Origin of the sequence: Sphingobium nicotianae, assembly GCF_018603885.1 — a bacterium.
Lineage (GTDB): Bacteria > Pseudomonadota > Alphaproteobacteria > Sphingomonadales > Sphingomonadaceae > Sphingobium > Sphingobium nicotianae.
Map to the genome: position 1 here is coordinate 33683 of NZ_JAHGAW010000009.1, position 19322 is coordinate 53004.

Genomic DNA, 19322 nt, shown 5'->3' on the forward strand with positions numbered 1-19322 from the left:
ACAAGCACAGGGCGAACGGAAGGGGAATGGTTTCGCTAGAGAGGACGGGCCCATGGCCAAGAACAACACCATCACCCTGTTCGACCTGCAGCTCGAAAGCGGCTGCACGATCAGCCCCTATGTGTGGCGCACCAAATATGCGCTGGCGCACAAGGGCTTCGACATCGACATCGTGCCGGGCGGCTTCACCGGCATCCTGGAGCGCACCGGCGGCAAGTCCGAGCGCGTTCCGGTCATCGTTGATGACGGCGAATGGGTGCTCGATAGCTGGGTGATCGCGGAATATCTCGACGAGACATATCCCGACCGGCCGATGCTGTTCGAGGGGGCGACCCAGAAGAATCTGATGAAGTTCCTCGACAACTGGCTGTGGCAGACCGCCATCGGCCCGTGGTTCCGCTGCTATATTCTCGACTATCACGATCTCTCGCTGCCGCAGGACCGGGAGTATGTGCGCTGGAGCCGCGAGCAGTGGTTCCTTGGCGGGCAAAGACTCGAGGATGTGCAGGCCGGTCGCGAGGATCGCCTGCCTTTGGTCTCGCCGACGCTGGGGCCGTTCCGCAAGATCCTCGCCGAGACCAGGTGGCTGGGCGGCGATCAGCCCAATTTCGCTGACTATTCGGCGCTCGCCGTGTTTCTCTGGACTGCCTCGGTGGCGCGCACGCCGCCGCTGGTCGAGAATGATCCGCTGCGCGACTGGCTGGATCGTGGGTTCGATCTGTTTGGCGGGCTGGGGCGGCATCCGGGGATGCACTCGCTGTTCGGGCTGCAATTGCGCGAAGGCGATCCGGAACCGTTCGTGCCAGTCACGGGCCCCGCGGGCGCGGGCGGGCAGCATGTGAACACCGGCCCGGCGGCGACCAAGATGCCGGAGCGGGTGGCGTCGAAGGATTGAGGACCGCATGTCACCCCTCCTCTTCAGAGGAGGGGCCGGGGGTGGTGGCGATGCGCCAGCATCGCGCGCGTCGCGACAAGATTGCAGCGTCGAAGCACCACCCCAACCCCTCCTCTGAACAGGAGGGGCTAAGAAGGGAGGACCTATGACCCAGGAACTGACCATCTATCATATCCCCGGCTGCCCCTTCTCGGAGCGGATCGAGATCATGCTGGCGCTGAAGGGCCTGGCGATGAAAGATGTCGAGATCGACATCTCCAAACCGCGCCCGGACTGGCTGCTGGCCAAGAGCGGAGGGACGACCGCGCTGCCTTTGCTCGATGTCGAGAATGGCGAGAGCCTGAAGGAGAGCATGGTCATCCTGCGCTATCTGGAGCAGCGCTATCCCGATCCGGCGGTCGCGCATCCCGATCCGTTCAAGCATGCGGTCGAGGGGATGCTGGCGGAGCTGGCAGGGCCGTTCTCGGGATCGGGCTATCGCATGATCCTCAACCGCGATCCGTCCAAGCGCGATGAAATGCGTGCGGCGGTCGATGCCGAGTTCGGCAAGATCGACGCGTTCCTGAAGCGCTATGCAACCGGTGCGGATTTCCTCTTCGAGGACCGGTTCGGCTGGGCTGAGGTGGCGATGACGCCGATGTTCAAGCGGCTATGGTTCCTCGATTATTATGAGAATTATGAGGTGCCGGCCCAGTATGATCGCGTGCTGCGCTGGCGCGAGGCCTGCGTGTCGCATCCGGCCGCGCAGCATCGCAGCAGGGAAGAGCTGCTGAAGCTCTATTATGACTATAGCCAGGGCGGCGGGAATGGCCGCATTCCCGACGGTCGGCAAATCTCCAGCTTCTCGCCGGACTTCGACTGGCGCGATCGCCCGATGCCACCGCGCGACAAATGGGGCCATGCCGCGAGCGATGCGGAATTGGGGCTGGTCGCGTAAGTCTCCGATCGAACCAGACATTGCCTAGGTGAGCTGAGGAGCCCGGCGTTGGTTCGCCAAGGCGATGTTTGCGCGGCCTCGGGGAGCTTCTCCTTGGTTTATGCTCCGCTCGATCAGCGCATCCTTGGCGGCTTGCTGCTCCGTTCCTTCCTGTCGCAAGGCTGAACGAACCCGCCACTTTGCGTTCAGCAGTGCCATGCAATGGTCCAGATACCGCCACAATCATTGCCTAGCGGGGACCAGTGAAACTAGCTACATACGGCCCGGATTTTGGCACGAGCACTGCCCTGACCTTGCCTGACGGGATTGAAAACATGGACAAAGGCGGGGAATTTGCCGCACCTGGCAGCGAGGTCGCGAGTGCGGCGAATGTTGCGGCGGGTGTCGGGCGATTCATCGACCCCAAGCCGCTGGTCGAGCGGAGCCGCAACTGGCCGCGCTATTTCGGGCCCGCCGTTTCGCTGCTGCTGCTCGCCGCCGCGCTGTATCAGTTGCGCGATCTCAAGCTTGGTGACCTCACCAGCCTGCTGCCGACATCGCCGCTCTTCTGGATCGTCTTCGTGGTCAGCTATTTCCAGGCGCCGTTTACGGACTGGATCATGTTCCGCCGCCTGTGGGGCCTGCCCTTCTCCGGCATGGGCGCCTTGCTGCGCAAGTTCGTCAGCAACGAGATCCTGCTCGGCTATCTCGGCGAGGTGTATTTCTACGCCTGGGCAAAGCGTCATGTGAACACGGTCGCCTCGCCATTCGGCGCGATCAAGGACGTGACGATCCTCTCGGCGCTGACCGGCAATATCTCGACGATCGTCATGGTGATTCTCGCCGCGCCGATGATCGGGCAGCTCAATCTGGGCATCTCCAGCAACACCTTCGCCTGGTCGATCGCCTTCGTGCTGGGCACGTCTGTCGCCTTCCTGGTGCTGCGGCGGACCTTGTTCACGCTGCCCTCGCGCGATCTGTGGTTCATCGCGAATGTCCATTTCCTGCGCATCATCTCCTATGCGCTGCTGAGCGGGCTGCTCTGGCACCTCATCCTGCCCGGCGTGGCCTTTGCCTATTGGCTGCTGCTGGCGACGATGCGGCAATTGCTCTCGCGGCTGCCGTTCATGCCCAACAAGGATGTGATCTTCGTCAGTCTCGCCACCTTCTTTGTCGGTCGTGACACCGAGATCGTCCATGCCATGGCGCTGCTCGCCAGCCTGACCGTGGCCGCGCATCTGGTGGTCGGCCTCACTTTCGGCCTCTCTGGCCTCATCCGTGAAAGAAACAGCTGATGTCGATGAGTTTGTTGTTGCTCGCCGCTGCGTCAGGCGGCGCGGCAATTCCGTCCACCCCTGATCTTGGTACGGCCGAGGGACGCTGCCGCCCGAACGAGAGCGGCCCGGCCTTCCTGATCACGCTGGCCGGCCTCAAGGACCGGCAGGGGCGCGTCAAGGTCGAGCTCTATCCGCCCAATGACGACGACTTCTTGCAGGACGATAACAAGCTCGTCGCGGCGGGCAAGACGTTCCGGCGGGTCGAGATGGACGTGCCGAAGACCGGACCGGTGGTCCTGTGCGTGCGTGCGCCGGCGGCCGGCACCTACACGTTGAGCCTGCTCCACGATCGCGACAGCAACCGCAAGTTCGGCCTCTCCAAGGATGGTATCGGTTTCCCGGGCGATCCCAAGCTCGGCTGGTCCAAGCCCGCCTGGAAAAGCGCGGCGGCGACGACCGGCAATGGCCCGACGCGCATCACGGTGACGATGCAGTATCGCGTCGGTCTGTTCAGCTTCGGTCCGCTGAAGAAGTAGTCCTCAACTCCCCTCCTCTGAAGAGGAGGGGCTTAAGTGTTGCGCCAGTTGCGGACGCTGCTCGCCCATCCTAGAGACGTGGCCATGACCCTGATCATGGCTGGCGGCATCCGGTGAGAATAGTCGACGTCTGCGCCTTCTATGCGCCGCAGGGCGGCGGCGTGAAGACCTATGTCGAGCGCAAGATCGCGGCGGCGACGCCGGGCGAGCAGGAAGTCATCATCCTCGCGCCGGGCGAAAAGGACGAGCTGCTGTTCGAAAGCCCCGGCGGCTCGATCCGCACCATCAAGGGGCCGACGCTGCCGGTCGATCGCCGCTACCGTTATTTCCAGGATGAGCCGGCGCTGCATGCCGCGCTCGACGACCTGAAGCCCGATCTGGTCGAGGTGTCCTCGCCGTGGAGCAGCCCGGCCATGGTCGCGCGCTGGGAGGCCGATGTGCCGCGCGCGCTGATCATGCATGCCGATCCGCTCTCCGCTTATGCCTATCGCTGGTTCAGCCCGATCGCCTCGCGCGACACGATCGACAGCGCGTTCGACTGGTTCTGGCGGCATCTGCGCAAGCTGGACGAGAGCTATGAGCTGGTGATCAGTGCCGGACGGAGCCTCAGCGACCGCCTCATCGAGGGCGGCATGACCAATGTCCACACCATGCCAATGGGCGTGGAGAGCGGCCTGTTCGATCCCGCGCTGCGCGACCTCGACCTGCGCACGCGGCTGCTCGAGCGCTGCGGGCTCGGTCCGGAAGCGACGCTGCTGATCGCCCTCGGCCGGCATGCGAGCGAGAAGCGCTGGCCGATGGTGTTCGATGCGGTGACGGCGGCGGGCTATCAGCGGCCGATCGGCCTCATCCTGTTCGGTGACGGGCGCGAGCGCGCCAAGGTGGTCCGCGCCGCGATGCGCAACCCGACCGTCCATCTCGCCGCGCCGGTGACGGACCGCCGCGACCTCGCGACCATCCTCGCCAGCGCCGATGCGCTCGTCCATGGCTGCGAGGCGGAGACCTTCTGCCTGGCGGCCGCCGAGGCCAAGGCGAGCGGCCTGCCGATCATCGTGCCCGACGAGGGCGGCGCCAGCGACCAGTTCGTGCCGGGGCAGGGCGCGCTCTACAAGGCGCGCAGCGGGGCTGCGCTGGCGGCGGCGATCGCGGATTTCCTGGCGAGCGATCCGGCAGGAGCGCGTCGCCGGGCTGCCGCCAACGCCTGGCGCGTGCCGACCATGGAAGCGCATTTCGAAGCCTTGTTCGCGCTCTATGCGGCGCAGTTGCGCAAGAATGTGTCGCATGTCGCCTGAACGCCTCCTGCTGACGTCGATCCACGATGTCGGGCCGCGTTCGGAGACGCAGGTGGATCGTCTGCGCGATCATCTCGCTGCCCACGTGCCGGTTGAGAAGATCGCCATGCTGGTGGTGCCGGATCATTGGGGCGAGGCGCCGCTCAAGGCGGGGACGCCCTTTGCCGCGCGACTGCGGGACTGGGCGGACGCGGGTGCGGAGATGTTCGTCCACGGTTGGTATCACCGCGACACGAGCGCGCATGAGAGCTTCGCCGCGCGGATGAAGGCGAAGCATATGACCGCGTCCGAGGGGGAGTTTCTCGGCCTCGACGAGGAGACCGCCTACCAGCGCATGACGCAGGGCCGCGCGCTGATCGAGGACATTATCGGCCGTCCGGTCGCGGGCTTCATCGCGCCGGCCTGGCTCTACGGGCCGGGCGCCCATGCCGCGATGGCGCGGGCGGGCTTCGCCATGGCCGAGGATCATTGGCGGGTCTGGCAACCCGGTGCGGTTGAGCGGCCATTGGCGAGTGGCCCGGTGATCACCTGGGCGAGCCGGAGCAAGCCGCGCATCGCCTCATCCTTGTTTGCGGCCTGGGCGCTGCCGACGGTATTGCGCTGGAAGAAGGTCGCGCGCGTCGCGGTGCATCCGGGTGATACCGGGGTGCCGGCGTTGCTGGAGAGCATCGGCGCGACCCTGCGGCGGATGACGCGCAGCCACCGGCCGGGGCGTTACGCGGAGTTGCTTTAGAGTCTGTTCTGTTCAGATAGAACCGGTCCGTTCGTGTCGAGCGAAGTCGAGACACGTTGGCGCCGCGCTGAGCGGGTCGACGCGACCCGCGACACGGCAGGAAAGTATACTAGGTCAGCCTGGCGCAACCAGTGCTCCTGCGAAAGCAGGAGCCTAGGGCGCAGGAGACCGGCTTATCCGCCCTGGGCTCCTGCCTTCGCAGGAACACTGGCAGGGAGCGGGGGGCGAGCCTGATGAAGCCCGCCCCTGCAATCTTAGCGGAAGCGGCCGCTGACAGAGACGCCGAACACGCGCGGCTCGTTATAGACGCCGGCCATATAGTTCTCGATCACGCCGATCAGGTTGCGTTCGTCGGTGATGTTGCGCACGAAACCGGCGATCTCGTAATTGTCCGTCGCGTAACCCACCTTCAGACCGCCCTCGAAATTGCCGTCCGAGGTGAACTCGGGCGTCTTGTAGAGCACGAAACTGGTATAGCCCTGCATGTTCCAGTCGGTCGATACGAAGGCACGGCCGGGGCCGAGCGGCAGATCGTAGCGGGCGCTCAGGTTCAGGTTGTAGCGCGGCGCATTCGGCAGCGGATTGCCGTCGATCTGCGCGAAGGTGTTGGCGCCGATCTTGATCGTGGGATCCTGCACCGTGCAGACCACCACGCCGCTGAGCGCGCAGACCTGCGCATAGACGCGCTTGTCGTCGATCTCGGTATGCAGCAGGCTGAGGCCGGCATTCAGGCGCAGGCCCTGCACCGGCCGGACGTCCAGCTGCGCTTCCAGGCCGTAGCCCTTGGCCTTGTCGGCATTGAACAGCACGCCATTGCCGTTGCTGTCATTGCCGTTGAGCTGGATGTTCTTCACCTCATAATAGAAGCCCGACAGATCGAAATGCACCGCATTGTCGAGGAAGGCGGTCTTGACGCCCACTTCATAGGAGGTGTTGGTCTCCGAGGTCGCGGTGGTGAAGTCGGCATTGAACACGGCCGAGCGGCCCTGGATGGTCGGGCCGCGGAAGCCGCGGGCAACGCGGGCATAGACGTTCACGTCCGGCGTGATCTTGTAGAGCAGGCTGACGTCCCAGCTCGGCTCGCTGTCGTACAGGCGCACATAGGTGCGGCCGGCATAGGTCGAGACGCCGGCGGCGTTGGCGGCCGGACGGAGCAGATAAGTCTTCTTGAGATCGCCGGATTCGCGGATGCCGGCGGTCAGCGTCAGCTTGTCGGTGAAATCGTAGCTCGCCTGACCGAAGATGCCCCAGGCGGTATTGACGTTGCGCAGCAGAACATTGTTGTTCGGATTGTTGGCGGCGCCGGTGAGGAAATAGGCGCGCTGATCGAACTCGGTCATGTCGCGCGCGTCGAAGAAGATGCCGCCGACCTGCCATTTGAACTGCGCGGTGTCGCTGCTGGCGAGGCGCAGTTCCTGCGTCCACTGGCGCAGCTTGCGCAAGCGGCCCTGCGACTGGCCGAAGCCGACGCCGCCGAAATTGGCGGCGGCGCCGCCGTCCGTATCGCCGCGGCTATAGCCGTGCGAGCCCTCGACGGCGGTGATCGAGGTGAGCGTCACACCGCCGAAGTCGTAGGCGACGTTCAGCGAGTGGCCGAAGGTCTGATAGGCCTGCGGATTGTTGTTGCCCTCGTCGAGCGCCACCTTGGTGATGTCGAAATTGGCCGGTACGGCATTGCTGCCCTTGGTGATCGAGCCGCGATAGAAGAGCGTCGACGTGCCCTCATAGTCGCGGAAATGGCTCGACCAGCGCACCGAAAGTGCGTCGGTCGGCTCGAAGAGCACCTGCGCGCGCACGTCACGCTCGTCGAAGCGGCCCATCGCGTTCTTCTGCGGCGTCCGGGTGCCGTCGGCGCTGGTGCCGGCGAAGGTGTTGTCGATGAAATTGTCGCGATGCTGGTAGAGCGCCGAGAAGCGGACGCTGATCCGGCCGTCGTCCGTCACCGGCCCGCCGATGCCGGCATCGACGTTGATGCTGTTGTGAGTGCCCCACGAGGCACTGATCTGGCCTTGCGCCGTCTTGGTCGGCTGGGCGGTGTCGAACTTGACGATGCCGGCTGTGGTGTTGCGGCCGAACAGCGAGCCCTGCGGGCCGCGCAGCACTTCCACCTGGGCGATGTCGAACGCGGGATTGGACTTGAGCACGACATGCTCGAGCACGACGTCGTCATGGATGATCGACACGGGCTGCGAGGCGCCGAGATAGAAGTCGATATTGCCGAGGCCGCGAATGTAGAAGCGCGGGAAGATGCGGCCGGTGGTCGACTCCACATAGAGACTCGGCACCTTGCCCGAGAGCGAGAGGAGCGTATCCGCGCCTGCCGCCTGATAGTCGCGCAGGCCGTTGCCGTCGATGACGCCGACCGAGATCGGCACGTCGCGCACATTCTCAGAGCGGCGCTGGGCGGTCACGACGATGTCGGCTCCGCCAGCATCGGCTTCGTCCGCCGCGTCGGGCGTGGCGGTCTGCGCAAAGGCGATCTGAGCCTGGCTGAACGCACACAGGCTTACGGCAGCCAGCATGGCTGCGCGAGCTATCATCTTCATCAATGTTCCCCTGGGAGGTCTTGGTTATTAGCGAGGCCCGACATGAGTCTGCACTGTTTGTGCGCCGCCGCTACGCCCGCAATGTGACAGGTTGGCGTCCGTTGCAATGGACGGAAGCGGATCGCGCCGGGACTGTCGCGCGAAGGACACAATCTTGACAAAGGCGCTTGCCCATGAGCAGAAGCGCCGCATGATCGAGCGCGTTCTCACGTCCAGCTTTTATTGGGTCCGTCTGACATAGACGCGGCTCGTTCGATCATATGAACCGATGCCGCCGCTGAGCGGGATCGGAACAGACCAACCAGTGGCGGCCAAGATGGAGGCCACTGTGACACTTTCCGAAGAGACGATCGAAGCGCAAGGCCGGGTGCGGCCGATGGCGCGTCATGACGTGCCGGTCGTATCCGGCATGATCGCCCGGCTCGCCCGCCATCATGGCGACGAACCGCTGATCGACGCCGCCCGGCTCCAGGCCGATCTGTTCGGGCCGGTGCCCTGGCTGCATGGGCTGGTCGTCGAGCGCTTCGGTTATGTGGTGGGCTATGCGCTGCTGACGCCGCTCTATCGCGCGCAGCTCACCCAGCGCGGGCTCGACCTGCACCATCTCTTTGTGATCGAGAGCTCGCGGGGAATCGGGCTCGGCAAGCTGCTGGTCGATGCGGCGCTGACCTTCGCGCGGGCGGAGGGGTGCAGCTATCTGGCGGTGGGGACGCACGCGGACAATCACCGCGCGCAGGATTTCTACCGCACCCTTGGCTTCGAGGCGCGTGCCGCATCGGGCGAGCGCTTCGCGCTGGCGCTTCAGTAAAGGGGCTAGAAAGCGCGGGTGATGCCGACGTCGACGGCGATGCGATGATAGTCGTAGATGCCGACCGACGAGATGTTGCGCTCATAGGCGATGCGGACGACCGGCGAGAAGCCGGCGACCTCGATCTGACGGAAGGTCGCGCCGACCCCGCCGCGCAGATACCATTCCTTGCGGCGGTCGGTGAACGGGAAAAGCACGGCATCGGATTCGAGCCGGCGTGCCGTCACGCTGGCGAACAGGGTCGTCTTGCCAAGATCGCGCCAGCCGAGCAGGGAGACGCCGCCGGAGATCGTCGCATAGCCGGGGTCGCGCGCCGTCTGGCGCAGGCCGCTCAGCACCACGCTGACGCCGGTCCGCGCCGTCAGCGCGCGCTCGATGCCGGCGCTGAGGCTGAACAGATCGCCGTCCTGAGCGCTGTTCCTGAGGTAGTGGGTGCGGCCATAGGAGAAGCCGATGTCGCTCTGCGCGCGGGCGCCGAGGCGGTGCGTCCAGCGCAGGTCGGCGCTTGCCGTGCGGGCATAGACATCGCCGCCATAATAACGCTGGGTCGCGCCGAACGAGGGCATGATCCGGTCGCCGCTGCCAGTCTGCCATTCCAGGCCGAGCTGGGCGCTGCCCGAGACGTCGTTGAACTGACTACGCTTGTAGAGCGTGCCGTCGCCCGAGAGGCGCGGCACGAGCATGAGCGACGGGGTGAGGGGAAGGCGGGCATAGACCTGTCCGCTGACATGGGCGCCGAGGCCGGACTGCTCGCGCGCATCGTCGGAGAGGTTGAGCGGTGCGATGACGGTGTCCAGCACCTTGGCATCGGTCGCCCGGTTGATGTTGCTGTCCGGCGCCAGCGCGAACTCGAAATTGCCGCCGAACTTGCGGTTGGAGCGCAGCGCCGAGGCGAAGCGGTCGACCACCTGCGCGACCTGGGGCGGCAGGCCGGTCGCCTGGGCGGCGCGCAGCTGTTGGCGGGCGCGGCCCTCGTCGCCCATCGCGGCGAGCACACGGGCAAGCTCCAGGCGTACGCGCGCGGCATTGGGCTGCTCGTCGATGATCGCGCGGAAGGCGAGGGCGGCGTCGGCGAAGCGCTTCTCGTCGGCGAGCATCATGCCGAGCCGGAAGCGCGCCTCGGAGCGGACCTGGAGATCGGGATCGCGGGCCAGCGCCTTGTAGATCGCCTCGGCATCGGCAAGGCGTCCGCCGGCGCGTGCCTGATCCGCCAGGTCGAAGAGCTGGCTCGCGGAAAGGCCAGTGATGGCGCTGCCATCGGCCGACAGGCCGGGACCGGCCTGCCGCGCAGGCGCCGGCTGCTGTGCGGCGGCCATGACCGGCATGGCCAATCCCACGAGCAGCCCGAATCCGGTGGCCCGGCGGCTTGTCATGCGGTCCTCCTACCCGAAAGCCGGGGCGCGGTTCAATTGCCGGTGCGGGTTCCCACGATGACGCCGTTCAGAAGTGCGGCATTTGCGCTCGGCGTCTGGCCATTGTCGGTATTCTCGGTCTGCATGCCGAAGGTGCCACCGACTTCGGTTGCCTTGGGCCCGTAGAGCGCGCCTTCGAAGAAGCCGAGATATTTGCCGCCGCCCACGATGTCCGCTGACAGGCCGGCATCGATGTCGATGGCGCCGCGATCGAAGGCGAATGTGCCGAAATCGCGGGTCGCGCCGTTGGCCAGGCTGGTGCCGATCGGGTTGAGCGAGCCGGTGAAGGTGCCGGCGCCGAAATCCATGGCGAAGCTGCTGGTGCCGCTCAGCGAATAGGTCTGGCCGCCGTTCATCAGCGCCGCGGTGCCGCGGATGATGCCGCTGAACGTGCCGGTGCCGGTCGGGATCTGGAAGCCGTTGGTGCGCAGGCCATAGGCGAACCAGCGATCGATGCGGTCGGCGCCTGCCGACTGCGCGCGCTCCCAGTGGCCGAAGCTCGCATAAGTGAGCGTGATCGTGGGATTACCGGCGCCCGGCTTGTTGAGCGAGAGCTTGTAGGTGATGCCGTCGGTGCCGGTCATCTTGTACACGGTCAGCGCGCTGTTCGATTCCGACACAACCTTGTCGGTCGGCGCAAAGCTGGTGCTGATGCTGCGAGCGCTGTCAGCATAGAGATAGGTATCGGTCGCCTTGGTATAGCCGAGTTTCGCGTCGGAGCGGAGCGAGACGGGATTGGCCGCCATGCCGCCGCCATTGTCGGTGTAGCTGAGCTGGCTGAAGCGATGGTCGAAGGTAACGTCATAGTCGAGCTGGGTGAGCGCCATGTTGGTGCCCTCGAGGGTCGCGTCCTGCCGGCCGAGCATATAGCCGGCCGCGACCTCGCCATCCGCGCTCCTGAGCGACCAGGCAGCGCCCACTTCCTCGGCGGCGGGGCCATAGAAGCGGCCTGACCAGCTGCCGGTGAAGCGCTTGCCGTCGTCCATCGAGAAATTGCCGGAGAAATTGTTGACGCCGCTGCTCATCGCAGCCTCGCCGAAGAAGATGCCGATCGACTTGATGAGGCCGGTGTCGACATCGATACTGGTCAGCACGCCGCTGCTGGTCAGCGAGCCGTTGAGGAAGTCTGCCTGGAGCTGGCCGCTGCCGGCCATGGCGAATGGCGCTTCCATGGCGCGCGCGCCGACCAGGCTGACGGCATAGAGGCCGGTGCCGCTGCGGGGCACGAGCGAATCCGTGGTCTCGGCGCCATAGGTGAAGGGATCATAGGTGAAATCGAGCACGCCGCTGGCGAGCGTCGCGCGTTCCCAGGCGCCACCGCCGACATATTTGTAGGTCAGCGCACCGGTGGTGCCCGGCTTGGTCAGGGTCAGCGACTCGCTGGTCGCGCCGATCTTCTGGAATTCGATCAGGTCCGCGGAGCCCGAGACGACCAGATTGGCCGGCGCGAAGGTCCCGGTGCGGCCGGCGGTGGTGATCGTGTAGCTCTGGCTGTTTGCGTCATAGGCGATCGTCAGCGCGCCCAATGCCGATTGCCCGTTTTCGACCGGCCGCTCGTCCGCATAGAAACGGCCGGATGCGTTCGCCGCATTGTTGTCGAACGTCTCGCTCTTCAGAATGCCCATGAGGCTGGCGTTCGGGCCAGGCGTGCCAGGCACCGAGGGAGTCGGTGTAGGCGTGGGCGTGGGCGTGGGCGTTGGAGTGGGTGTCGGAGTAGGCGTGGGCGTGGGTGTCGGGGTGGGCGTCGGTGTCGGAGTAGGCGTGGGAGTCGGCGTAGGCGTGGGCGTCGGTGTCGGAGTAGGCGCTGGAGTTGGCGTCGACGTAGGCGTAGGCGTAGGCGTGGGTGTCGGTGTCGGCGAGGGCGTTCCCGCCGGCGTGGGGGTCGAGCCCACGCCACCGCCACCGCCGCCGCAGGCGGAGGTGAGCAGGGAAACGACAATCGGCAATGCCCATTTGCTGATACGGGACATGGTCGGGGACTCCGGAATGGCTGGTGCACGCTCCCGTGCGATCGCCCCGGACTCTGGCCCGAACATGGTTTACAAAAAGTTATCGGCAGTGATTTCCGGCGCTTTCAAAGGCAGGATCGCGACGAGCCGTTGCGATCGGCCCGGTGAGCCGCTTGCGAACCGTGCCAAATCGACGCAGTCTCGCGTTAACCCTTTTTTAACCTTCTCAAGATGTTAACAAGCCGGTAACTCTTCGCCCATGAAACGGGCACTGGTCTTGACGAACGACGGAGCGCGGCACCCCTTCCGGGCCCGCCTGCCGCGACACGTCTTTGCGATGATGCCTCAGGATGCCCGACCCGCGCGCCAGCCGCGCTCGGACGATCAGGATTGGAAGCTCTTCCTGCTCAGTTTCGCCGCCTTCTTCACGGTGGCTTATACGTTCATCGCCTGAGCGGCGGTCGTTCCGCATCTGGCTCGGAGGGCAACAGGAGCCGTCCTGTTGCGGTCATCGGGCGCGCGCCTCGCACCGCTTTCGTCAGAGCGCGACTTGAAGACGCCTAACCCTGTTCGTGCTGGGCCTTCGCCGCCTGTTCCTTGTCGCAGGCGCGCTGGAGCTTCATCGCCAGCAGCGCGGACACGAAGCACATGCCGCAGACGACGAGCAGCGCATGCCGGCTGTTGAGGCCCGCCCCGGTCGCCCCCATGATGACGAGCGCGCCCACCACCATCGCGCCCGAATTGACGACGTTGTTGGCCGCCACCGTGCGCGCGGTCTCGTCCTTGCGCACTGTCGTGGTGAGGAAGGCATAGAGCGGCACGACGAACATGCCGCCGAATACCGCGATGCCGAACAGAGCGAGCAGGATGCGCCAGCTGTGCGGTGCGGCGACGAAATCCGCCACCGTGTAAAGCGTCCCCTCCGGCGCCGTCACCCATCCGGTGGCGGCAAACTGGAAGAACCAGACGAATGCGGCCATCATGATGATCGAGATCGGCGCGTAACGGGCCGAGACATGGCCCTGTAGCAGGCGGTTGATCGCCACCGATCCAACCGCGACGCCGACCGAGAAGATGGCGAGGAACATGCTGGCCACTTCCTGATTGGCCGTGAAATCATTTTTCACCATCGGCGGAAAGATGATGATGAGCACCGTCGCGATCATCCAGAAGAAGCTGATCGACATGATCGCCAGGAACAGCCGGCGGATGTGCATCGTGCCGTTGATGAGGCGCCAGGAGGCGCGGAACGGATTGAAATCGAGCTCGATCGGCGGGCCGAGACGCGGCGCGGGCGGGATCATGCGTCCCGAGAAATAGCCGATTACCGCGATAACCAGCACCACAACGGCCACCGCCGTCGAGTTGATCCAGCCCGCGACGATCGTACCGGCCAGGATCGCGATATAGGTGCCCGCCTCGACGAGGCCGGTGCCGCCAAGGACATGATCTTCCTCGAGATGCTGCGGCAGGATCGCATATTTGATCGGCCCGAAGAACGTCGAGTGGACGCCCATCGCGGTGACCGCGACGAGCATCAGGCCGACGCCGACCAGCGGATAGTGCGTCGAGATGAGCAGGCCGGCGGCGCCGAAGATCATGATGATGATCTCGGCGAACTTCACCGTGCGGATGATCTTCGCCTTGTCCATGTGATCGGCGAGCTGGCCGGAGAGCGCGGAGAGCAGGAAGAAGGGCAGAATGAAAAGACCGGTGGAGATCGCGTTGAAATTCGACTCCTGTCGTGGATCCTGAAAGACCGTGTAGGTCGCAAAGAGGATCATCGCGGTCTTGAACAGGTTGTCGTTGAAAGCCCCAAGAAACTGCGTGACGAAGAGGGGTAGGAACTTCCGGTGCGCGAGCAAGCGCAGGGATGCCTGCATGGGTGCGAGAACTCTTGTGGCCCGGCGAGACATGCGCCGACGCGGCGCTTTTAGACGCGAAATGAGTCAGTGGAAAGACGAACAATGTCGACCCCCAGGGTCCGCAGTCCGCAACCTGTCCCATAAGGGGCCGTGCTCCCCCTTGTCTGCCCGCGCGGGCTGTGGCAGGCCCGGAGCGTCGTGATGATGCTCCTGCCCAACATCCTGACGCTGTCGCGCATCCTGGCGGTGCCGCTGCTCGTCGCCCTACTCTGGCCCGCCGAGACCGGGCATGAGTGGCAGATCGGCTATCTTGCGGCCTTCGCGCTCTATTGCCTGATGGGCATCACCGATTATTTCGACGGCTATCTGGCGCGCGCCCAGGGCACGGTGTCGCGGCTCGGCGTGTTCCTCGATCCCATCGCAGACAAGATCATGATCGGCGCGGTCATCCTCATCCTGTGCGCCAACCGCAACATCCAGGGCGCGCATATCGTCGCGGCGTTGATCATCCTGCTGCGCGAGATCGCTGTCTCGGGACTGCGCGAGTTTCTCGCCGGCCTGCGTATTTCCATGCCGGTCTCGCAACTCGCCAAGTGGAAGACCGCGCTCCAGCTCGTCTCGCTGGGCGGGCTGATCCTGGCTGGTGGTCTACCGCGCTTCCATCTGCTCCAGCAGGCCAGCCTGATCGCGCTGTGGATCGCCGCTCTGCTGACCTTGCTCACGGGCTGGGATTATCTGCGTGTCGGCCTCAAGCATATGAAGGCCTGATCGCTTGTCGGATCTGCGGCTCCTCTATTTTGCCTGGGTGCGCGAGCGGATCGGGGTGGACGACGAAGAGGTCCCCGCGCCCGATCCGGACATGACGATCGCGGCGCTGCTGGACCTGCTGGGCGAGCGCAGCGCGGGCCACGCATCGGCCTTCGGGGACCGCACCCGATTGCGCGCGGCGCTCGATCAGCAGTTCGTGCCGCTCGATACGCCGATCGGCACGGCGAAGGAGTTGGCGATCTTTCCGCCGGTGACGGGCGGCTGAGATGGCAGCGCGGATCAGCGTTCGGGTGGAGACCGAGGATTTCGATCCCGGCGACGAACTGGCCGTGCTTGAGGCGCTGCCCGGCGGGGCGGTGGCGAGCTTCACCGGGCTGGTGCGTGACGAGGGTGGCCTCAAGGCGCTGCATCTCGATCACTATCCGGGCATGACGCAGCGGCAGATCGAGGAAATCGTGCGCCAAGCGGCGGCGCGATGGCCGCTGCTCGGCGTCACTGTCATCCATCGCCACGGCACGCTGCCGGTCGGCGCGCGGATCGTCTTCGTCGGCACGGCCTCATCGCACCGGGTGGCGGCGCTCGAAGCCTGCGCCTTCCTCATCGACTGGCTGAAAGTCTCGGCACCGTTCTGGAAGCAGGCAATCCGGCAAGATGGCGGGCGCGAATGGGTGGAGGCGATCGGCGCGGACGATGCCCGCGCCTCTGCCTGGGATATGCGCTAGCCGCAGGTCACTCGCCGATGCAGCGCTGCGCGATCTTGCGATCGTCGGCCGAGAGTGCCGCGCCGTCGCGTGTCAGCACCCGCACCGTGAAGCCCGAGCTGGCCGGGATGAGATCGATGAAGAGATGGCGCGGCGGGCTATACCCGCGGTCGCCGCTCGCGGTGTCCTTCCAGGCCTTGTCGGCATTGGGCAACAGGCCGCCGCCGCCGCCGTCCTCGCCCGCGAAGCATTTCTTCAGCGCGTCCTCGGAGGCCAGGGTCGGCGCTTCGAGCACGACCCTGGCGAGCGCCTGATCCTTGTCGCGCTCCTGCCCTGTGTTCCAATAAATGAACGCGCCCAGGGCGACGAGCACGAGGCAGACCGCGACGATGATCCAGCTCGGGACCCCGCGCAGGCCGATGGTCGGCTTCACACTCTCGCTCATCGGGGTCGTCTCTCCGGGAATCATGCCGCCACTGCTTCGCGTTGCATAGCCGCAGCATTGCGCAGGATGCCAGCCATAAGGCGGAAATCGCTCTCGCGCGGCGAATTGCGTCGCCAGATCAGCGCGATGTCGCGATGGGCGCTGAGCGAGCGGATCGGCCGCGCGGCGATCTGCGTGTTGGCGAGAATGCCGCCGCGGATTGCCATCTCGGGCAGAAGCGTGACGCCCAGGCCATTGTCGACCATCTGCACCAGCGTGTGCAGCGAGGTGCCGGTGATCCTCGCCTCGGTCCGCAGTTCAGCGCGGTTGCAGGCGGCGAGCGCATGTTCCTTGAGGCAGTGGCCATCCTCCAGCAGCAGGAGCCGGTTGCCGTCGATCATCTCGGGATCGATCTGCGCGGGCGGATCGCGCGGATCGTCCTTGGGAAAGGCGACATACAGCGGATCGTCGAACAAGACTTCGGTCTCGACGTCGCCGCAGGGGAAGGGGAGGGCAAGCAATACGCAATCGGCATGGCCGTGGCGCAGGCTGTCGAGCGCGGCGTGGCTGGTCTCTTCGCGCAGATAGAGCTGGAGGGCGGGGCGCTCGGCGCGGAGCCTGGGCAGCAGGCTTGGCAACAGGAAGGGCGCGATGGTCGGAATGACGCTCATCCGCATCTCGCCGACCAGCGGCGAGCCGGATGCTTGCGCGATCGCCGCAAGCTCCTCCGCCTCGCGCAGTACGCGGTGCGCCTTCTCGACGATCTTCTCGCCGAGCGCGGTGAAGCGCACGATCCGGCGCGTCCGCTCGACCAGGGTGACGCCGATCAGGGATTCAAGCTCACGGATGCCGGCCGAGAGGGTCGATTGGGTAACGAAGGTTGCATCGGCGGCGCGGCCGAAATGCTCATGCTCCTTGAGCGCCACCAGATACTGGAGCTGTTTGAGTGTCGGCATATATGTCGACATTGATCGTCCTTCCCGATGCTAGAAGGCGATTTAATCGATTCAGCCGATCAGTTCAAGCGAGCGCGCGACACCGTAACTGGCCGTCAGGGTAAGAATGATGCCGACCATGATCATGAGCGGCTTGGCCGGAACGTGCCGCGCGATCATGGCGCCGAACGGTGCGGCGATGACACCGCCGAGGAGCAGGCCGACGGTCGCCGTCGTGAAGGTTTCCCAGCCGAGGTGCAGCAGGAAGGTGAGGCTGATCGACAGTGTCAGGAAAAATTCGACCGTGTTCACCGTGCCGATCGTATGGCGCGGGCTGGCGCCCTGGATCAGCAGATTCGATGTCACGACCGGCCCCCAGCCACCACCGCCCGACGCATCGAGGAAGCCCCCGACAAGGCCGAGCGGGGCGATGAAGCGGGGTTCGCGGGTTTTTGGCGGATACATGAGGCCGCGCCACAAGAGCCACAGGCCGATCGTGGCAAGATAGGTCTGGATGTAGGGCTTGATGATAGCGCCATCGATATTGGAGAGCAGATAAGCCCCGGTGACGCCGCCGATGATGCCGGGAATGACGAGGCGCGAGAAGAGTTTCCAGTCGACATTGCCGTGCAACACATGGCTGAGCGCGGAGACGGCGGTCGTGCAGGTCTCGGCGGCATGGACGCTGGCCGAGGCGGCCCTGGGCGGCACGCCGATCGCCAGCAGCAGGCTGCTCGAAATCACGCCATAGGCCATGCCCAGCGCCCCGTCGACGACCTGCGCTCCGAAGCCGACCAGTATGAAAGGGAGGAGGATTTCCAAATATTGGAGCCAGGCTTCGGGCACGTCATCCCCTTCTCAATTTAATCGATGGACAAATACGAAGGGGCGCGGGGATTGCAAGTAGTTTGTCCCGGGACGCATCACCAGCGCGCATCCTGTCCATTGCTCTGGAAATTCGCCCCTCCAGCCGCTAGATAACGACTCTTGTCATCCAGCAGAGGCGTGTGGCCATGGGACTATTGTCCTACCTCGATTCCATCAAAGCGCGCGACCCCGCGCCGCGCTCCCGGCTGGAAATCCTGATCTACCCCGGCGTCTGGGCGCTGGGCCTGCATCGTGTGGCGCATGCGCTGTTTGGCGCGCGGCTCTATTTCCTGGCCCGCCTGGTCAATCATTTCTCGCGCTTCCTGACCGCGATCGACATCCATCCGGGTGCCAGGATCGGGAAGAATTTCTTCATCGATCATGGCTTTACCGTGATCGGCGAGACCGCCGAGATCGGCGACAATGTCACCATCTACCAGTGCGTCACCCTGGGTGGCACCGATCCGGCCAATGGCATCGCCGGCAAGCGTCACCCGACCATTTGCGACGGCGCGATCCTGGGTTCGGGTTGTCAGGTGCTGGGGCCGATCACGGTCGGGGAGCGGGCGCGCGTCGGCGCCAATGCGGTCGTCACCAAGGATGTTCCGGCGGGTGCCGTCATGATCGGCATTCCCGCACGCTCGACCCTGGTCGACGCGAAGGAATATCAGAAGAGCTTCACGCCTTACGGGACGCCCTGCAGCGAGACATATGATCCGGCGACCCAGAAGCTGGAAATCCTTCAGTGCGAAGTCGAGAATCTGCGCAAGCGGCTGGCCGAACTGGCCGCCGAGCATGAAGCGGATCGCGATGCGCGCTCCGAGAGTCCATCGCGCACCACGGCTTGATGAGCAACGTCACCCCGTTTCCGCGATCGCCGTCCGGCGCTCCCGGCGCGCCAACGCAGACGGGCTTCGACCGGATCGAGCTTTCACGGATCATGGATCTCTATGGTCGCATGGTGTCGGCCGGGCAGTGGCGCGATTATGCGATCGACCTCAATCGTGACGTCGCCATTTTTTCGGCCTTCCGCCGCACGGCGGAGCGGCCAGAATATCGCATCGAGAAGCGCCCCGCGCTGCGCCATCGCCAGGGTATGTGGGCACTGATCGGCGAGAACGGCGCGGTCCTGCGCCGTGGCCAGGAGCTGGCCGGTATCCTGGCGCCGGTCGAGCGGCGGCTGGTGAAGCTCATCGACTGATCCCGAGCGCCTGATCGTGTCCGCGGCGCTTCTCGTCGTGCCGCGCGCGCCAACGCCACGAAACCGACCGCAATAAAGAGCAGGGCAACGGGTCAGATAGGCCCGATTCCCGCTTCAAAGCTGTCGCGTCTTTGTAACAAAACTGTCATAGATCCCTCGCCCGCCAATGGGTCTCTGGAGTTGAACCTTGCGACGCC

At 65.2% G+C, this 19322-nt stretch carries 20 protein-coding genes; 13 read left to right on the forward strand and 7 right to left on the reverse strand.

Annotated elements, in window-relative coordinates:
- The first annotated feature begins 52 nt into the window (after nt 1-52).
- From KK488_RS14000 to KK488_RS14025, 6 genes are all read left to right on the forward strand, one after another.
- Nucleotides 53-895 carry a beta-etherase gene (locus KK488_RS14000; RefSeq protein WP_214624316.1) on the forward strand — a complete coding sequence of 281 codons (843 nt, stop codon included), beginning with the start codon at nt 53-55 and terminating at the stop codon, nt 893-895.
- A gap of 145 nt (nt 896-1040) precedes the next feature.
- Nucleotides 1041-1832 (forward strand): glutathione S-transferase family protein, encoded by a 792-nt coding sequence (locus KK488_RS14005; RefSeq protein ID WP_214624317.1) that lies wholly within the window; start codon nt 1041-1043, stop codon nt 1830-1832.
- Between the two features lie 242 nt (nt 1833-2074).
- The gene (locus KK488_RS14010; protein ID WP_214624318.1) at nt 2075-3106 is read left to right on the forward strand and encodes a hypothetical protein; all 1032 of its coding nucleotides are present in this window, start codon (nt 2075-2077) and stop codon (nt 3104-3106) included.
- Complete coding sequence (locus tag KK488_RS14015) at nt 3106-3624, forward strand: DUF2141 domain-containing protein (RefSeq protein ID WP_214624319.1); 519 nt, start codon at nt 3106-3108, stop codon at nt 3622-3624. Before KK488_RS14010 ends, KK488_RS14015 begins: the two co-directional genes overlap by 1 nt.
- Before the next feature lie 113 nt (nt 3625-3737).
- Nucleotides 3738-4916 carry a glycosyltransferase gene (locus KK488_RS14020; RefSeq protein ID WP_214624320.1) on the forward strand — a complete coding sequence of 393 codons (1179 nt, stop codon included), beginning with the start codon at nt 3738-3740 and terminating at the stop codon, nt 4914-4916.
- Entirely contained in the window at nt 4906-5649 is a 744-nt protein-coding gene (locus tag KK488_RS14025) for a DUF2334 domain-containing protein (RefSeq protein WP_214624321.1), read from the forward strand. The genes KK488_RS14020 and KK488_RS14025 overlap by 11 nt, the downstream gene beginning before the upstream one ends.
- A 254-nt stretch (nt 5650-5903) precedes the next feature.
- On the opposite strand, the gene KK488_RS14030 is transcribed toward KK488_RS14025, so the two are convergent.
- The gene (locus KK488_RS14030) at nt 5904-8195 is read right to left on the reverse strand and encodes a TonB-dependent receptor (protein ID WP_214624322.1); all 2292 of its coding nucleotides are present in this window, start codon (nt 8193-8195) and stop codon (nt 5904-5906) included.
- A gap of 328 nt (nt 8196-8523) precedes the next feature.
- On the opposite strand from KK488_RS14030, the gene KK488_RS14035 reads away from it, so the two are divergent.
- Entirely contained in the window at nt 8524-9003 is a 480-nt protein-coding gene (locus tag KK488_RS14035) for a GNAT family N-acetyltransferase (RefSeq protein WP_214624323.1), read from the forward strand.
- A gap of 5 nt (nt 9004-9008) precedes the next feature.
- On the opposite strand, the gene KK488_RS14040 is transcribed toward KK488_RS14035, so the two are convergent.
- Together KK488_RS14040 and KK488_RS14045 are read right to left on the reverse strand one after the other, a co-directional pair.
- Nucleotides 9009-10376 carry a surface lipoprotein assembly modifier gene (locus KK488_RS14040; protein ID WP_214624324.1) on the reverse strand — a complete coding sequence of 456 codons (1368 nt, stop codon included), beginning with the start codon at nt 10374-10376 and terminating at the stop codon, nt 9009-9011.
- Nucleotides 10377-10408: 32 nt separating this feature from the next.
- Nucleotides 10409-12040 carry a transferrin-binding protein-like solute binding protein gene (locus KK488_RS14045; RefSeq protein WP_214624325.1) on the reverse strand — a complete coding sequence of 544 codons (1632 nt, stop codon included), beginning with the start codon at nt 12038-12040 and terminating at the stop codon, nt 10409-10411.
- 583 nt (nt 12041-12623) lie between these two features.
- Here KK488_RS14045 and KK488_RS14050 point away from each other — a divergent pair.
- Nucleotides 12624-12818 (forward strand): hypothetical protein, encoded by a 195-nt coding sequence (locus KK488_RS14050; protein WP_214624326.1) that lies wholly within the window; start codon nt 12624-12626, stop codon nt 12816-12818.
- A gap of 106 nt (nt 12819-12924) precedes the next feature.
- On the opposite strand, the gene KK488_RS14055 is transcribed toward KK488_RS14050, so the two are convergent.
- Nucleotides 12925-14247: an MFS transporter gene (locus tag KK488_RS14055; protein ID WP_214624327.1), complete on the reverse strand. Its 1323-nt coding sequence runs from the start codon at nt 14245-14247 to the stop codon at nt 12925-12927.
- Nucleotides 14248-14430: 183 nt separating this feature from the next.
- On the opposite strand from KK488_RS14055, the gene pgsA reads away from it, so the two are divergent.
- The 3 genes from pgsA to KK488_RS14070 are packed head-to-tail and all read left to right on the forward strand — an operon-like array spanning nt 14431 to nt 15719.
- Nucleotides 14431-14997 (forward strand): CDP-diacylglycerol--glycerol-3-phosphate 3-phosphatidyltransferase, encoded by a 567-nt coding sequence (gene pgsA / locus KK488_RS14060; protein WP_214624328.1) that lies wholly within the window; start codon nt 14431-14433, stop codon nt 14995-14997.
- Between the two features lie 4 nt (nt 14998-15001).
- On the forward strand, nt 15002-15262 hold the full coding sequence (locus tag KK488_RS14065) for a MoaD/ThiS family protein (RefSeq protein WP_214624329.1): 261 nt from the start codon (nt 15002-15004) through the stop codon (nt 15260-15262).
- Nucleotide 15263: 1 nt separating this feature from the next.
- The gene (locus tag KK488_RS14070) at nt 15264-15719 is read left to right on the forward strand and encodes a molybdenum cofactor biosynthesis protein MoaE (RefSeq protein ID WP_214624330.1); all 456 of its coding nucleotides are present in this window, start codon (nt 15264-15266) and stop codon (nt 15717-15719) included.
- A 7-nt stretch (nt 15720-15726) separates the two neighbouring features.
- On the opposite strand, the gene KK488_RS14075 is transcribed toward KK488_RS14070, so the two are convergent.
- The 3 genes from KK488_RS14075 to KK488_RS14085 are packed head-to-tail and all read right to left on the reverse strand — an operon-like array spanning nt 15727 to nt 17903.
- A complete protein-coding gene (locus tag KK488_RS14075; RefSeq protein WP_214624331.1) occupies nt 15727-16143 on the reverse strand; it encodes a hypothetical protein in 417 nt (138 codons plus the stop codon).
- Nucleotides 16144-16163: 20 nt separating this feature from the next.
- Nucleotides 16164-17090 carry a hydrogen peroxide-inducible genes activator gene (locus KK488_RS14080; RefSeq protein WP_214624332.1) on the reverse strand — a complete coding sequence of 309 codons (927 nt, stop codon included), beginning with the start codon at nt 17088-17090 and terminating at the stop codon, nt 16164-16166.
- Nucleotides 17091-17129: 39 nt separating this feature from the next.
- Complete coding sequence (locus KK488_RS14085) at nt 17130-17903, reverse strand: sulfite exporter TauE/SafE family protein (protein ID WP_214624333.1); 774 nt, start codon at nt 17901-17903, stop codon at nt 17130-17132.
- A 167-nt stretch (nt 17904-18070) separates the two neighbouring features.
- Here KK488_RS14085 and epsC point away from each other — a divergent pair, with 167 nt between their 5' ends.
- Both epsC and KK488_RS14095 read left to right on the forward strand, forming a co-directional pair.
- Nucleotides 18071-18772, forward strand: coding sequence for a serine O-acetyltransferase EpsC (epsC, locus tag KK488_RS14090; RefSeq protein ID WP_214624334.1), 702 nt, complete (start codon nt 18071-18073; stop codon nt 18770-18772).
- Nucleotides 18772-19125 carry a DUF2794 domain-containing protein gene (locus tag KK488_RS14095; RefSeq protein ID WP_214624335.1) on the forward strand — a complete coding sequence of 118 codons (354 nt, stop codon included), beginning with the start codon at nt 18772-18774 and terminating at the stop codon, nt 19123-19125. Before epsC ends, KK488_RS14095 begins: the two co-directional genes overlap by 1 nt.
- The last annotated feature ends 197 nt before the right edge of the window (nt 19126-19322 follow it).